Source organism: Clavibacter michiganensis subsp. tessellarius, assembly GCF_021922985.1.
GTDB lineage: Bacteria > Actinomycetota > Actinomycetes > Actinomycetales > Microbacteriaceae > Clavibacter > Clavibacter tessellarius.
This window is the reverse complement of record NZ_CP040788.1, coordinates 2,873,880-2,888,087: the sequence shown is the minus strand read 5'-3', so window position 1 is coordinate 2,888,087 and position 14,208 is coordinate 2,873,880. Positions and strand designations below refer to the sequence as shown.

The 14,208-nt window shown below is 73.2% G+C and carries 14 protein-coding genes and 2 tRNA genes; 6 read left to right on the top strand and 10 right to left on the bottom strand.

Translation table 11 applies throughout. The features are described from left to right. Positions 1-60: 60 nt before the first annotated feature. The 8 genes from FGG90_RS13695 to pheA all read right to left on the bottom strand — a co-directional run bounded on the left by FGG90_RS13695 (position 61) and on the right by pheA (position 6,999). Positions 61-1,158 (bottom strand): LacI family DNA-binding transcriptional regulator, encoded by a 1,098-nt coding sequence (locus tag FGG90_RS13695; RefSeq protein WP_094126472.1) that lies wholly within the window; start codon positions 1,156-1,158, stop codon positions 61-63. Positions 1,159-1,217: 59 nt separating this feature from the next. Further along, positions 1,218-1,874 (bottom strand): hypothetical protein, encoded by a 657-nt coding sequence (locus FGG90_RS13690; protein ID WP_237583424.1) that lies wholly within the window; start codon positions 1,872-1,874, stop codon positions 1,218-1,220. Beyond that, a tRNA-Ser gene (locus tag FGG90_RS13685) sits at positions 1,847-1,938 on the bottom strand. The genes FGG90_RS13690 and FGG90_RS13685 overlap by 28 nt, the downstream gene beginning before the upstream one ends. Positions 1,939-2,358: 420 nt before the next feature. Further along, entirely contained in the window at positions 2,359-3,621 is a 1,263-nt protein-coding gene (locus FGG90_RS13680; RefSeq protein ID WP_094126473.1) for an LCP family protein, read from the bottom strand. A gap of 16 nt (positions 3,622-3,637) precedes the next feature. After that, positions 3,638-3,722: transfer RNA gene (locus tag FGG90_RS13675), tRNA-Ser, on the bottom strand. A 171-nt stretch (positions 3,723-3,893) separates the two neighbouring features. Next, the gene (locus tag FGG90_RS13670; RefSeq protein WP_094126474.1) at positions 3,894-4,715 is read right to left on the bottom strand and encodes an HAD family hydrolase; all 822 of its coding nucleotides are present in this window, start codon (positions 4,713-4,715) and stop codon (positions 3,894-3,896) included. Beyond that, complete coding sequence (serS, locus tag FGG90_RS13665) at positions 4,712-5,992, bottom strand: serine--tRNA ligase (protein ID WP_094126475.1); 1,281 nt, start codon at positions 5,990-5,992, stop codon at positions 4,712-4,714. Before serS ends, FGG90_RS13670 begins: the two co-directional genes overlap by 4 nt. Before the next feature lie 50 nt (positions 5,993-6,042). Further along, complete coding sequence (gene pheA, locus FGG90_RS13660; RefSeq protein WP_094126476.1) at positions 6,043-6,999, bottom strand: prephenate dehydratase; 957 nt, start codon at positions 6,997-6,999, stop codon at positions 6,043-6,045. A gap of 49 nt (positions 7,000-7,048) precedes the next feature. Between pheA and pgm the strand changes: the two genes are divergently transcribed. Then, positions 7,049-8,689, top strand: a complete 1,641-nt coding sequence (gene pgm / locus FGG90_RS13655; protein ID WP_094126477.1) for a phosphoglucomutase (alpha-D-glucose-1,6-bisphosphate-dependent) — start codon at positions 7,049-7,051, stop codon at positions 8,687-8,689. An 82-nt stretch (positions 8,690-8,771) separates the two neighbouring features. Continuing rightward, positions 8,772-9,269: a ribosomal maturation YjgA family protein gene (locus FGG90_RS13650; RefSeq protein ID WP_165771353.1), complete on the top strand. Its 498-nt coding sequence runs from the start codon at positions 8,772-8,774 to the stop codon at positions 9,267-9,269. Here FGG90_RS13650 and FGG90_RS13645 read toward each other — a convergent pair. Further along, positions 9,266-10,162: an amidase domain-containing protein gene (locus FGG90_RS13645; RefSeq protein ID WP_094126478.1), complete on the bottom strand. Its 897-nt coding sequence runs from the start codon at positions 10,160-10,162 to the stop codon at positions 9,266-9,268. The two genes, FGG90_RS13650 and FGG90_RS13645, sit on opposite strands and share 4 nt — an antisense overlap. 258 nt (positions 10,163-10,420) lie before the next feature. Between FGG90_RS13645 and FGG90_RS13640 the strand changes: the two genes are divergently transcribed. Both FGG90_RS13640 and FGG90_RS13635 read left to right on the top strand, forming a co-directional pair. Then, positions 10,421-10,846 (top strand): hypothetical protein, encoded by a 426-nt coding sequence (locus FGG90_RS13640; RefSeq protein WP_094126479.1) that lies wholly within the window; start codon positions 10,421-10,423, stop codon positions 10,844-10,846. Positions 10,847-10,913: 67 nt separating this feature from the next. Then, a complete protein-coding gene (locus tag FGG90_RS13635) occupies positions 10,914-11,198 on the top strand; it encodes a GNAT family N-acetyltransferase (protein ID WP_094126480.1) in 285 nt (94 codons plus the stop codon). A 280-nt stretch (positions 11,199-11,478) separates the two neighbouring features. On the opposite strand, the gene FGG90_RS13630 is transcribed toward FGG90_RS13635, so the two are convergent. Further along, positions 11,479-12,528: a lipoate--protein ligase family protein gene (locus FGG90_RS13630; protein ID WP_094126481.1), complete on the bottom strand. Its 1,050-nt coding sequence runs from the start codon at positions 12,526-12,528 to the stop codon at positions 11,479-11,481. Between the two features lie 78 nt (positions 12,529-12,606). Between FGG90_RS13630 and FGG90_RS13625 the strand changes: the two genes are divergently transcribed. Together FGG90_RS13625 and FGG90_RS13620 are read left to right on the top strand one after the other, a co-directional pair. Next, positions 12,607-13,287 carry a Pr6Pr family membrane protein gene (locus tag FGG90_RS13625; RefSeq protein WP_094131231.1) on the top strand — a complete coding sequence of 227 codons (681 nt, stop codon included), beginning with the start codon at positions 12,607-12,609 and terminating at the stop codon, positions 13,285-13,287. Between the two features lie 64 nt (positions 13,288-13,351). Then, positions 13,352-13,984, top strand: a complete 633-nt coding sequence (locus FGG90_RS13620; RefSeq protein WP_094126482.1) for an alpha-ketoglutarate-dependent dioxygenase AlkB — start codon at positions 13,352-13,354, stop codon at positions 13,982-13,984. The last annotated feature ends 224 nt before the right edge of the window (positions 13,985-14,208 follow it).

Below are 14,208 nucleotides of genomic sequence, written 5' to 3'. Positions count from 1 at the left end.
TCGAACGCTACGCACCGGCGGTCGGGGCCGGCAAGCAGCGCGCGGGGGATCCGAAACGTTTCACGCGCGGGGCGACACCGCGTCGCCCGCGGGCGCGTCCGTGTCGGCGCTCCCGTCCGCGGGCGCCGCCGTGCTCGCGCGCACCACGAGCGCGGTCGCGAGGTCGAGCCGGGTGGGCTCGTCGCTCCGGCCCTCGCGGATCCGCAGCACCATGCGCGCCGCCGCCTCCGCCATCTCGCGGACCGGCTGCCGCACGGTGCTGAGCGCGGGCGAGACGATGCGGGCGAACGGGAGGTCGTCGTAGCCGAGCACGGACAGGTCGTCGGGGATCCGGATCCCGCGCTCGCGCGCCGCCTCGTACAGCCCGAGCGCCTGCTCGTCGTTGCCGGCGAAGATCGCGGTGGGGCGGCGGGCGTCGTCGAGCAGCTCGCCGCCGGCGCGGTACCCGGCGGTGCGCCCGAAGTCGCCCTCGACCTCGACGAGCGAGACCCCGGATCCCGCCGCCTCGAGGGCGCTGCGGAAGCCGGACATGCGCGCACGCGAGTAGAGGCGGTGCGGCGGGCCGCTGATCGCGCCAATCCGCCGGTGCCCGAGCCCCAGGAGGTGCTCCCCCGCGGCGTGGCCGCCCTCCCAGTTGGTGGATCCGACGGCCGGCACGTCCGCGGCCGGCGACCCCGCGGGATCCACCACCACGAACGGGATGCCGCGGCTCCGCAGCTGCCGCTTCTGCGCGGGTGCGAGGTCGGAGAAGACGAGGACGAGGCCCATCGGCCGGCGCTGCATGACGCCCGCCATCCAGTCGCCGTCGAGGGCGTTGTCGCGCCCGTGCTCCGTGACGATGACGCTCAGCGCATGCTCGCGCGCGACGGCGGAGACGCCGCGCAGCAGGTCGACGGAGAAGCCGGTGTCGACGACCTCGAGCACGATCTCGATCAGCGCGCCGTGCGGCCGCTCGGCCCCGCGCCGGCTGTAGCCGTGCCGCTCCATGAGCTCCTCGACGCGGGCGCGGGTCGCCGGGGAGATGCCCTTGCGCCCGTTGAGTACCTTGCTGACCGTGCCGATGGACACGTTCGCCTCGCGCGCGATGAGGCCGAGGGTGGTGCCGGAGCCGTGATCGGGGTCCGGCTGCCGCGTCGCATCGGGAAACGTGTCGCTCATGGGGGTGATGCTAGGCCGGGTCGGCCGCGGCGGTGAGGCACGGCCCGTTCCCGGCGACGCTAGGCGCTGAGCCCGGGCACCGGCACGGCCGAGTCCTCGACCGACGGCCGCCGCGGCGGGATGTTCGCCGGGTGCACCTCGACGTCGCCTACCACCTCGACACCGACGACCCGCGGGGCGAACCGGTCCCCGTCCACGACGATCCAGTTGCCCACGAGCAGGAAGGCGTCATCGCCAGCCGAGAGCGGACCGGTGACGTGGAACGGACCGTAGGCGGGCTCGTCGAACGTCACGCGGACGGCGGCCCCGTGGGCGAGGCCGGACACCGACGAGGGCAGCTCCGGCTCGGTCGCGCTCTCGGCCTCGGCCGTCACGGAGAGTCCCTGGATCTCGCCTGCTGCACCGAGCGCGGTGTCCGCGACGGACATCTGACCGTTCGCGCCGGTGCGCACCGTGCCGTCGACGGCGTGGAGGCCGTACCGAGGCGAGCGGATGACGACGCGGACGACGTCCCCGGGCGACACCGAGGAGAGCGCGTCGCGGATGGCCTGCACGTCGCGCCGAGAACGGCCCGTCGTCAGCTGGTCGAGCGTCTGGCGGTCCTTCCCAGGAGCGTATCGGTCCCGGCGGCCGCCGATGTCCGCGTCATCCGGCCGCACGAAGCCGGGACGGAAGGGGAACGAGCAGATGGCGGAGACGGTGGGATTTGAACCCACGGTACCCATACGGGTACTCCACCTTAGCAGGGTGGTGCACTAGGCCGAACTATGCGACGTCTCCAGACGTACCCGTCCACTGTACCGGACGCGGCGGCCTGGTCACATCCCCGGGCACCGGGACGCGGGCCCGAACGGGGGGTGCGGCGCGGTTGTCCCCCATTCGACGGACACGTAGTGTCTGTCTCGACGCGTGTGCCGGACCCGACCGGCTCACCCCGCGCGTGTCGATGTGTCAGCCCAGAGATGTCCCGCTCGCCCACGTGGCCGCGGTCCCGGATCCCCCGAACCGGCGCCGCTCACCCCCACGCACGCGACGACGTCGCGAGCCCCCCGTGGGCGAGATCACGAGATTCTCGTCCGGCGGAGGATTCGGGTCGAAAGCTGAACGAGATAGACGGATCCCCGCTGCATAGGGTGTGCGGCGGGATCCGTCGCCCTCCCTCAGGCGCGCGACGCTCCCCCGCCGCTGCGGCGGGACGGCTCAGCCCTTGAAGGCCTTCGAGCAGGTGACCGTGCCCGCGTCCGTTCCCGTGACGGCCTCGGGCAGCACGGTCGGCGACGACGCGGCCGGAGCGGATCCGCCGCCGGTGCCGGAGGACGCGCTGGGGGCGGGCGTGGCCGCGGCCTGCGCCGGCGTCTCGTCCACCGCGCCGAGGCCGGTGTTGCCGGCCTTGACCTCGAAGGGCGCGTCGGCCTTGAGCAGCTGCATGAGCTGGTCGCCGTCCGACTTCAGTGGCTGGACCTTGCCCGAGTAGACGCCGGTGCCGTTCGTCGTGCCCGGGTACTGGAGGAAGCGCACCTGGTCGAGCGGGATGTCCTTGAGCGCCAGGGCCATGGACGCCATGGTCTGGTAGTCGAGCGACGTGGAGCGCTGCATGTTGTCGACCGCCGCCTTCGCGAGGCCGTAGACGCGCGTGGGATCCGAGAGCGTGCTCGACTCCTTCATCGTGCGCACGAGCGCGGAGAGGAACACCTGCTGGTTGCTGATGCGCGCCAGGTCGCTGCCGTCGCCGACCGCGTGCCGCGTGCGGAGGAACTGCAGCGCCTGCTTGCCCTGCAGCGGGGTGACGCCCGCGGGGAGGTCGAGGTCGGTGCGCTTGTCCTTGAGCGGGCTCGCGAGGCAGACGGGGACGCCGCCGACGGCGTTCGACATCTCGATGACGCCGTTGAACTCGATGAGCGCGGCGTAGGGGATGTCGAGGCCCGTGAACTGCGCGACGGTCTTCGCGACGCACGGGAGGCCGCCGTCGGAGAGGGCCGTGTTCAGCGGCGCCGCGGACATGGCGGGGGCGGTGCCGGATCCGTCGGAGCGCTGGCACGCGGGGATCGGCACGACCATGTCGCGCGGGAGGCTGACGACGGTCGCCTGCGAGTGGTCGGCCGACACGTGCAGCACCATGTTCACGTCGTTGAGCGCGCCGTCGGTCTTGCCGTAGCCGTCCCCCTGGCCCTGGCGGGTGTCGGATCCGGCGAGCAGCACGTTGAAGCCGCCGTCGAGGGCGCCGACGCCGACCGTGGTCTGCTCGGTGCCGTCGCTGATGTCGACGGTGTTGGCCTGGACCGACTTGTCCAGCTCCCAGAGCGCGATGGTGCCGACGGAGAGGCCGCTGACCAGCAGCACCGCGATGCCCATCGCCACGCCCTTCAGCAGGGCTCCCGCCGCGGTGGGCTTGCGCAGGCGGCCGTGGCGCGCGATGCCGGGGGCCGTCGCGGATCGACGGGGGCGCAGGGGCGCGTCGCTCATGCGGGTCCTCTCCGGGCGGAGGGCGTGGGATTCGAACCCACGAGACATCTCTGCCCACCAGTTTTCAAGACTGGCTCCATCGGCCGCTCGGACAGCCCTCCCGATGCGCGCCCTCCCGCGGGGCGGGCGGGGCGATCGTGAAGGATCCTACCGGTGGCCGGTCGGCCCGCGGTGGTGCGGCCGGGTGACCGCGCGGGATGCGCCACTCTCGCACGCCGAGGATCCGAGCGGGCTGAACTCTCCCCAGGTGGGGAATCACGCGACGACCGGCGTCAGAGCCGGGCGAGGACCGTCGCGGCGCCGTTCTCGGCGATGGGACCGGTGACCTCGGTCGCGACCGCGATGACCTCGGCGGGCGCCTGGCCCATCGCCACCCCGCGGCCGTGCTCGCCCGCCCACTCCAGCATCTCGATGTCGTTGCGGCCGTCGCCCATCGCCAGGACGTGGGTGCGGGCGATCCCGTGCAGCTCGCGCACGCGCTCCATGGCGGTGGCCTTGTTCACGCCGTCGGGCGCGATGTCGAGCCACGCGGTCCAGCCGATGGAGTAGCTCACGCGGTGCAGGCCCATGCGCTCGACGACGTCCTGGAAGTCCTCCACGTCGTGGCCGGGCGAGATGACGACGACGCGCGTCGCGGGCACGTGCAGCAGCTCCTCGAACTCCACGTGGCGGCCGTTGGCCTCGAGCACGCCGGCCGGGAAGTCGCCGCCGGAGTAGAGGTACACGCCCTCCTCGTCCTCGACGGCGTAGCGGCCGCTCGCGAGGTGCGGGCGGATCCGCTGCAGCACGTCGGCCGGGTCGAAGGTCTCGACGAAGCGGCGGGAGTACCCGGTGGGGGCGTCCGCGTCGCGCTCGAGGGTGATCGCGCCGTTCGAGCACACCATGTACTCGGGGCGGATGCCGAGGCGGTCGACGATCGGCAGGGTGTCGGCCACCGAGCGACCGGTGGAGGGCATGACCACGTGGCCGACCTCCTCCACGCGCCGCACCTCGCGGACGACGGACTCGTCGAGCGAGCCGTCCTCGCCGAGGAGGGTGCCGTCGATGTCGAGGGCGATGAGGAGGCGGTCGGCGTCGGCCACGCGGGGGGTCATCGGGCCGCCTTCGCCGTGGCGGGCTCCAGCACCTCGAGGCCGCCGAGGTACGGGCGGAGCGCCTCGGGGACCCGCACGGATCCGTCGGCCTGCTGGTGCGTCTCGAGGATCGCGACGATCCAGCGGGTGGTGGCGAGCGTGCCGTTGAGCGTGGCGACGGGCGAGGTGCGGCCGTCCTCGCCGCGGAAGCGCGTGCCGAGGCGGCGGGCTTGGAAGGTGGTGCAGTTCGAGGTGGAGGTGAGCTCGCGGTAGGCGTCCTGCGTGGGGACCCACGCCTCGACGTCGTACTTGCGGGCGGCGCTGGATCCGAGGTCGCCGGCCGCCGTGTCGATGACGCGGTAGGCGAGGCCCAGGTCCTGCATCATGCGCTCCTGCATGGCGAGGAGGCGCTCGTGCTCGGCCTCGGCGTCGGCCGGGTCGACGTAGGAGAACATCTCGAGCTTCTGGAACTGGTGCACGCGGATGATGCCGCGGGTGTCCTTGCCGTAGGAGCCCGCCTCCTTGCGGTAGCAGGTCGACCAGCCGGCGTACCGGATCGGGCCGTCGGCCAGGTCGAGGATCTCGTCGGCGTGGTACCCGGCGAGCGCCACCTCGCTCGTGCCCGTGAGGTAGAGGTCGTCGTCGTCGAGGTGGTAGACCTCGTCGGCGTGGGCGCCGAGGAAGCCGGTGCCGGCCATGACCTCGGGCTTCACGAGCGTGGGCGTGATGAGCGGCACGAGGCCGGCCTCGAGCGCGCGGGCCAGGCCGAAGTTCATCAGCGCGATCTCGAGCCGGGCGCCGATGCCCTTCAGGAAGTGGAAGCGGGCGCCGGAGACCTTGGCGCCGCGGCCCATGTCGATGGCGTCGAGGATCTCGCCGATCTCGAGGTGGTCGCGGGGCGCGAAGTCGAACGACGCCTTCTCGCCGACCTCGCGCACGAGCGCCCAGTCGTCCTCGCCGCCGGCGGGCACGCCCTCGATGACGATGTTCGGGATCCGACGCATGGCCTCGTCGAGCGCGGCCTCGGCCGCCTGCGCGCGCTCCTGGGCCGCCGTGACGCGCGCCTTCAGCTCCTGCACCTCGGCGATGAGGCGCGGCTTGTCGGCCTTGTCGGCCTTCGCGACGAGCTTGCCGTGCGCGTTCTGCTCGGCGCGCAGTCCCTCGAACTCGGTGACCGCCCGGCGGCGCTCGGAGTCGGCCGCGACCGCCTGGTCGACCACCTCCACGGATGCGCCGCGCAGCTCCTGCGAGGCGATGACGAGGTCGGGATGGTCGCGGAGGGTCTGCGGATCGATCACCCCGTCACTCTAACGAAGCGGCCCGGGCGCGTCCGGGCCGCCGCGACGCCTCAGGAGCCCTCGCCCGGCTCCGCCGAGAGGATGCCCCGCAGCCAGTCGCGCGCCTCGAGGAACACGTCGTCCTCGTACCGCGCGCGGTAGGTGCTCGGCGTGCCGTCGGCCCGCGGGTACGAGCCGAGGAAGGTGACGCGCGGACTGAAGCGGCGGATCCCGAGCAGCGCGTCGGCCACGCGCTCGTCGAGCACGTGCCCCTCCGCGTCGATGACGAAGCGGTAGCGCCCGAGCTCGTCGCCGATGGGACGCGACTGGATGAGCGCGAGGTTCACCCCGCGGGTCGCGAACTGCTCGAGGAGGTCGAGCAGGGATCCGGCCCGGTCGTCGGGCAGCTCCACCACCAGGCTCGTCTTGTCGGCGCCGGTGCGCGGCGGCAGCGTGGTGGCCCGGCCGACGAGCACGAAGCGCGTGACGGCGTTCGGGTTGTCGCCCACGCCGGATGCGACCGCCTCGAGCGGCCGGCCCTCGGTGATCCGCGGCGGCGCGATGGCCGCGTCCGCGGTGCCGCCGTCCAGCAGCGACAGGGCCGCCGCCACGTTCGACGTCGCCGGCACGTGCCCGTGCGCCGGCAGCTCGCGCTCGAGGAACCGGCGGCACTGGCCGTAGGCGACCGGATGCGCGGCCACCGTGCGCACGTCGGCGAGCGCCGTGCCCGGCCGCACCACGAGGTCGAAGGACACGGGCACGAGGTGCTCGCTGAGGATGCGGAGGCCCGGGATGTTCGCGAGCGCGTCCTGCGTGGCCGTCACGCCGCCCTCGACGGAGTTCTCGATGGCGATCATGGCGGCCACCGACGTGCCCGAGACGACGTCGGCGAGCGCCTCCGACGCGTTGTTGACGGACCGCCAGGTGCGCCCGCGGGCGGCCTCGACCTGCATGAGCGCGGCCTCCGTGAAGGTGCCGGCCGGGCCGAGGTAGCTGTACGTCTCGTCGGGTCGGGGGCTCTCGGGCATGCCTGCACCCTAGATGGGAATCGGATCGGCCCGGTGCCAGGATGGAGCCATGCATGACCGCGCAGGCACCGCCGCCCTCCCGTCCGACCTCATCGACATCGACGAGCTGATCCGGGCGTACCACGACCTCCACCCCGACGTGGAGGACCCGGAGCAGAAGGTGGCGTTCGGCACGAGCGGCCACCGCGGCAGCTCCCTGAAGACCGCGTTCAACGAGGACCACATCCTCGCGATCACGCAGGCGATCGTGGAGTACCGGGCCGAGCAGGGCATCACCGGCCCGCTGTTCATCGGCCGCGACACCCACGGGCTCTCGAAGCCCGCCGAGGACACCGCGCTCGAGGTGCTCGTCGCCAACGGCGTGCGCGTGCTCGCCGACTCCCGCGACTCCTGGTGCCCGACCCCCGCGCTGTCGCACGCGATCCTCCGCTGGAACCGCGACGACGAGCACGGCGACGACGACGTGGCCGACGGCATCGTCGTGACCCCCAGCCACAACCCTCCGGCCGACGGCGGCTTCAAGTACAACCCGCCGCACGGCGGCCCGGCCGACTCCGACGCCACCGGCTGGATCGCCGCGCGCGCCAACGCGATCATCGCGGGCGGCCTCGTCGACGTGAAGCGCGTGCCCCTCGAGGAGGCGCGCGGCCGCGTCGAGGGCTACGACTTCCTCGGCCACTACGTGGACGACCTCGGCTCCATCATCGACATGGAGGCCATCCGGAAGGCGGGCGTCCGCATCGGCGCGGATCCGCTCGGCGGCGCCTCCGTCGAGTACTGGGCCGCGATCGCCGAGCGCCACGGGCTCGACCTCGAGGTCGTGAACCCCGAGGTCGACCCGGCGTGGGCGTTCATGACGCTCGACTGGGACGGCAAGATCCGGATGGACCCGTCCTCCTCGTCCGCCATGGCGAGCGTGCTCGCGCGCAAGGACGACTTCGACATCCTCACGGGCAACGACGCCGACGCCGACCGGCACGGCATCGTCACGCCCGACGCGGGGCTCATGAACCCGAACCACTACCTCGCGGTCGCCATCGACTACCTCTACGCGCACCGGCCCGAGTGGCGCGCGGACGCCGCGATCGGCAAGACGCTCGTCTCCTCCAGCGTGATCGACCGCGTCGCCGAGTCGCTCGGCCGCCGGCTCTGGGAGGTGCCGGTGGGCTTCAAGTGGTTCGTGCCCGGGCTCATCGACGGATCCGTCGGCTTCGGCGGCGAGGAGTCCGCCGGCGCCAGCTTCCTGCGCATGGACGGCACGGTCTGGACCACGGACAAGGACGGGATCCTGCTGGCGCTCCTCGCCGCCGAGATCGTGGCCGTCACGGGCAAGACCCCGAGCGCGCTCTACCGCGAGCTCACGGAGCGCTTCGGCGACCCGGTCTACGAGCGCGTCGACGCCGCGGCCACCAAGGCGCAGAAGGCGACCCTCGGCAAGCTCGACGGCGACGCCATCACGGCCACCGAGGTCGCGGGCGACCCGATCACCGCCAAGCTCAGCACCGCGCCCGGCAACGGCGCGGCGGTCGGCGGCGTCAAGGTCGTCACCGACAGGGCGTGGTTCGCGGCGCGCCCGAGCGGCACCGAGGACGTGTACAAGATCTACGCCGAGTCGTTCGTCGGCCTCGACCACCTGCACGCCGTGCAGGCGGAGGCCAAGCGCATCGTCGACGCGGCGCTCGGCGCCTAGCGGCCCGACGCGAGGCGTGGCCGGACGGATGCGAAGCCGCCGCACAGGGCGGCCTCGCATCGGCGATGCCTAGGCTGGGGGAATGCGCCATTCCGGGGATGTGGACGCGTTCGTCTGGGACGAGCCGTCGATGCACCCCGCCGACGGTCCGGCCGGCGCGACTCCCGTGGTCGACCGCGACGTGCGGCTCCCCGACGGCCACGCGCGCCGGCGGATCGTGGCGCTCGCGGGCCTGCTCGCCGTCGTGGTCGCCGGCATGGTCGTCACCCACAGCGACGGCCGCGGGCTGTGGCCGGACATCTTCTACGCCGCCGCGTTCCACCTCGCGCTGATCGCGGTGCTCCCCCGCGTCGACACGGTGGTGCACGGGGCCGCCGTGCTCGTGTGGTGCACCGGGATCGAGCTGCTGCAGATCACCGGGTGGCCCGCGCTCTGGGCGCTGCACGTGCCCCTCTGCCGGCTGCTGCTCGGCACCGGGTACGACCCCGTGGACCTCGGCGCCTACGCGCTCGGGGTGCTGCTGGTGCTCTCGGTCGACCGCCTGCTGGGCATCGGCCGCGGCCTCGACGACGCGGGCTAGGCCACGCTCCAGAAGTGCACCTCGGCGCCGGGGTGCTCGGTGGTGATGGTGGCGTCGAGGTCGCGGTAGTCGTTGTCGAGGTTGTGGCCGACCATCTTGATGACGTTGCCGCCCTCCTTGGGCTCGATGGCCGAGACGATCTGGGTGTGGTCGGGCGAGGAGTTGCGGTTCCAGTCGAAGATGACGATGTCGCCGACCTTCAGCTGGTCGCGGTCGGCGAGCTCCAGGCGCTTCACGCCGAGCGTGGACGCGTTCGCGGCGAGCCACTTGTCGAAGGTGGGCACGTGGATCCACGCGTAGGTCCAGTCGGACCCGCCGCCGCGGTTGTGCCACTCGGTCGTCATCTCCCAACCGCGCTGGATGAGGGACTGGCTGACGAAGTTGACGCAGTCGCCGCCGGACGGGTTGAAGTTGCCGTACTCCGCGAGGTTGTAGGAGTCCCAGTGCGCGAGCGCGTACTGCAGCTGCTTGTCGACCGGGGTCTGCGCGGCGTAGGCGGCGGTCGCCGTCGTGAGCGCGGCGTCGCCTGCCATGACCTGGATGTCGGCGGCGCGGTCCTCGTAGTCCGCGGAGCGGGGCGCGACGACCGTGACGGATCCGTCGCCGGCCACCTTCATGTCGGTGCCCGCGGTGCCCGCGAACATCACCGCGGTGGCGCCGGCGAGGCCCGCGCCCGTGAGCGTGACGGTTTGGCCGCCCGAGACGGAGAGCGTGGCGGGCTCGACGGCGGAGACGGCGGGCGAGGATCCGGACGCGGCGGGCTGCCCGTCCGCACCGCCGCCGAGGGTGGCCTGCGGGGCCGGGTCCTGGCGGGTGCAGGCGGCGAGGACGGCGGTCACGGGGACCGCGAGGGCGGCGGCGAGGATGCTGCGGCGGCGGATGTCGGCGGTCACGTGCTGCCTCCGGGGTAGAGGGGGGATGCGCCCGGGGTGCCGGACCCGCTCAGGGTACCCCGCGTCCCCGTGCGCTCCCCGGACGCGCCGCGGTGTCGCCGGGAGGGACGACCCGCGCCCTCCCGCTCGTGCCCGTGCACGTCAGACGATTCGACTTGCGGAGAATCGGCGGCCTCCCCTCCGCGGAGGTCGGTCCTCATCTCAGCGGCCTCCCTGGCCGCCTGCACCGCCGACACGACCATCCGTCGAGGAGGCGCCGTGACCCACGTCACCGCAGACCCGTCCCGCACCAGAACGCACCACGGAGGGATCGGACGCGCCCACCAGCACGTCGTCGCCGTCACCACCGGCGACGGCACGAGCACCACGCTCACCCCGACCGACCCGGGAGTGACGGACCCGCACGCGCTCGGCGCGAGCGCGAAGTGGGCCGGCTGGGACAGGCACGGACCGTGGGTCGACGTCAGCGAGGACGCGTGGCCGATCATCGCCGCCAGCGGGGGCGCCGGCGCCACGGTCAGGTTCTGCGCGATCGCCGAGATCGGCCCCTTCCTCCGCTTCCTCGGCGTGATCGCGATCGCCGCCGTCACCGTCACCGAGTGGGTGAAGCACCACCCGCCGTGCCCCGGCGACCAGAAGTTCACGTTCTACTTCGGTGACACGCCGAGCTACTGCCACGACTGATCCCCGACCATCGCGATGCGCGCCCCTCCCCCTCGGAGGGGCGCGCATCCGCGCTTAGGGTGGGGAGATGAGCGTCGACGTGACCCACGACCCCGACGGCTCGCGCTACACGCTGTGGCTCGACGGCGAGCGCGCGGGCTTCGCGGACTACCTGATCCAGGGCGACCGCATCGTCTTCACCCACACCGAGGTCGACCCCGCGAAGCGGCGCGGCGGCCTGGGCGGCGAGCTCGTGCGGGCCGCCCTCGACGACGTCCGGTCGGGGACGCGCACGGTCGTCGCGGCCTGCCCGTTCGTGGCCGAGTGGATCGACGAGCACCCGGACTACCGGGAGCTGCTCGAGCGCGGCTGAGGCGGATCCGCCGGGCCGGGCCGCCCGCGGGGCGCGCGACCGCGCCCCGCGAGACCGCTCCGCGATCGGATCGAGCCGTCACGGAGCCGCCCGCGGCAGTCGATCGCAGCCGCTCGGGGCGGTTCGGTCGTGCCGCTGCCGACGCTCGGCCCCGAGGGGCCGGAAGGTCGACAGCAGGACACTATGCGGCCCTCCTCCGGGGGACCGCATCGCGTCGCGGAGCGGACAGCCGCGTTTCGCGGGACGGACAGCAGGTCGCGGCGGCGGGCGTCGGCGCCGGTCAGGGGACGCGCGTCAGCCACTCCGGCGTCTGGAACTTCTCCTCCACGAGCTGGCGGGTCTTCGCCCACTCCTCGGGCGTCACCGCGCCGGGCTTCCCGCCGTAGAGGCCGGTGAAGGTGGCCTTCATCCGGTCGATGATGTCGGCGCGGCTCATGCCGGTCTGGCTGCGGAGCGGATCCACGCGCTTGGCGGCGCTCGTGATGCCCTTGTCGCTGATCTTCTCGCGGCCGATGCGGAGCACCTGCACCATCTTCTCGCCGTCCATGTCGTAGCTCATGGTCACGTGGTGCAGCACCGCGCCGGCGCCGAGGCGCTTCTGGGCGGCGCCGCCGATCTTGCCGGTGGGGCTCGTGATGTCGTTGAGCGGCTGGTACGACGCGTCGATCCCGAGCGAGCGCAGCGCGGTGATGACCCACTCGTCGAGGTAGGCGTAGGAGTCCGCGAAGGTCATGCCCTGCACGAGGTCGACGGGCGCGTAGATCGAGTACGTGATGACGGCGCCCGCCTCCATGTACATGGCGCCGCCGCCGGAGACGCGGCGCACGACGTCGAAGCCGTGGGCCGCCGCCTGCTCGGCGTCGACCTCGTTGCGGAGCGACTGGAAGCTGCCGATGACGACGGCCGGCTGGTCCCACTCCCAGATGCGGAGCGTGGGGTTCCGGCGGCCGGCGCCGACCTCCTCGGCGAGCACCTGGTCGAGCGCCATCTGCTCGACGGGGCGGTAGGCGCGGTCGTGGATGACCTCCCACTCGTAGTCGCCCCAGTTCGTGGCGCGGGCGAGCGAGCGGCGGATCGCGACGGCGACGGCCTCGGGCGAGAAGCCGAGGAGCACGGCCTGCGGCGGGAGCGCGCGACGGATGGCGGCCGAGATCGCGGCCGCGTCGCTGTCCTCCGGGAGGCCGTTGACCGCGCCGTCGATGGCCTCGAGCGCGTCGTCCGGCTCGAGGAAGAAGTCGCCCGCGAGGCGGAAGTCCGAGATGCGGCCGTCGGTCACGTCGAGGTCGACCACGACGAGCTTGCCGCCGGGGACCTTGTACTCACCATGCATCCGCCCAGCCTAGGCCGCGCCGGGAGCCGCCGACGGTCGGCGGATCGCCGCGGGCACGCCGATGTGGGACGGTGGGACGTGCGCATCACCTGGGCGGTCGTCCGCCTCCTCACCGCCCTCGCCGTGCTGGTCGCGGTCGTCAGCCAGTACGTCGTGAGCTCCTCCTACTGGCGGAGCGTCGGCGTGGAGGGGATCTGGGGCAAGACGCTCGACTTCCTCCTCTACTTCACGATCGAGTCGAACCTGCTCGCGGGTGTCGTGATGGCGGTGGGCGCCGTGCGGCTGCTGCGTCGCGCGCCCCTGCCCGGCCGCGGCTGGACCACGCTCCGGCTCGTCGCGACGACGTGCATGGTGACCACCGGCGTCGTCTACAACCTCCTGCTGCGCGGGCTGCCGACGATCCCCGGCGCCTCCCTGCCATGGTCGAACGAGGTGCTGCACGTGGTCGTGCCCGCGCTCGTGCTGCTCGACTGGCTGCTCGCGCCCGACCGGCGGGCGCTCGGCTACGGCGCGATCGGGCGCGTGGTCGTGTTCCCGCTGGCGTGGGTGGCGGTGACGCTCCTGCGCGGGCCCATCACGGGCAACGAGGTCACCGGGGCGGCGACCTACTACCCGTACCCGTTCCTGGATCCCGCCACGGGCACGGGCGGCTACGGCGCCGTCGCCGTCTGGGTCGTCGTGATCGCGGCGTTCATCTGCGGGCTGGCGCTGCTGCTGATCGCGGCGGGCCGTCGCTCCTCCCCACCCCCGACGGCCTGACGGGCGCTCCACCCCGGCTCGGGCGTTCGAACATGCGTTCGAAGAACCGGGCTATGCTCGCGCCATGAGCATCGCGTTCCAGGCCTCCCTCTTCGACGACCTCCAGGCGGAGCCGGGCCTCGGCGCGCTCGGCCGGGAGGTCGAGCGGCTCGACCTCGGGCAGGGCGCCTGGCTCGACATCCGGCCCGGCTGGGTCACCGACTCGGACGCGCTGTTCGAGCGCCTCGTGGAGGATGTCGAGTGGACGGCCGACACGCGGCTCATGCACGGCCGCGTCGTCGAGGTGCCGCGCCTGCTCTCGTGGTTCGGCCCGCGCGCGACGCTGCCCGCGCCCGTGCTGGTCGAGGCGCGCGAGGCGCTGAACGAGCACTACGGCCGCCCGCCCGGGCAGGTGCTCGAGACGGCCGGGCTCTGCTTCTACCGCACGGGCGACGACAGCGTCGCGTGGCACGGCGACCGGGTGGGGCGCGCCATCGACCGCGACACGATGGTCGCCATCGTCTCGGTCGGGGCGGCGCGCACGCTCTCGCTGCGACCCAAGGGCGGCGGCGAGGTGCGGCGGTTCCCGCTCGGGCACGGCGACCTCGTGGTCATGGGCGGGAGCGCGCAACGCACGCACGAGCACGCCATCCTCAAGACGGCGAAGGCGGTGGGGCCGCGGATCAGCATCCAGTTCCGGCCGGTCTGGCCCGCGTGAGGGCCGCGCCGGCGAACTGACCGGCGGACGGCAGGGAACGCTCCCGCTGTTCAGGAGGCATTCCCGCGGATGTCGCTCCACGCGACCCGCCGTTCCCCTCGGCGGGGCAGGATCGCGCTCGGCATCGACGCTCCCGCGCGCGACCCGTGCGGGATCCCCCGCGTCGAGCCGCGCACGCGTCGCCGCGCACCCCGCGGCCGACGCGCGCGATCCGCGTCGCCGCC

Bases quoted from the DNA above. Each gene is read 5' to 3' on its own strand.
- FGG90_RS13630 (WP_094126481.1), bottom strand. From the start codon at position 12,528: ATGCATGGTGAGTACAAGGTCCCCGGCGGCAAGCTCGTCGTGGTCGAC.
- FGG90_RS13670 (WP_094126474.1), bottom strand. From the start codon at position 4,715: ATGACCCCCCGCGTGGCCGACGCCGACCGCCTCCTCATCGCCCTCGAC.
- FGG90_RS13620 (WP_094126482.1), top strand. From the start codon at position 13,352: ATGAGCATCGCGTTCCAGGCCTCCCTCTTCGACGACCTCCAGGCGGAG.
- FGG90_RS13695 (WP_094126472.1), bottom strand. From the start codon at position 1,158: ATGAGCGACACGTTTCCCGATGCGACGCGGCAGCCGGACCCCGATCAC.
- pgm (WP_094126477.1), top strand. From the start codon at position 7,049: ATGCATGACCGCGCAGGCACCGCCGCCCTCCCGTCCGACCTCATCGAC.
- FGG90_RS13635 (WP_094126480.1), top strand. From the start codon at position 10,914: ATGAGCGTCGACGTGACCCACGACCCCGACGGCTCGCGCTACACGCTG.
- pheA (WP_094126476.1), bottom strand. From the start codon at position 6,999: ATGCCCGAGAGCCCCCGACCCGACGAGACGTACAGCTACCTCGGCCCG.
- FGG90_RS13650 (WP_165771353.1), top strand. From the start codon at position 8,772: ATGCGCCATTCCGGGGATGTGGACGCGTTCGTCTGGGACGAGCCGTCG.
- FGG90_RS13680 (WP_094126473.1), bottom strand. From the start codon at position 3,621: ATGAGCGACGCGCCCCTGCGCCCCCGTCGATCCGCGACGGCCCCCGGC.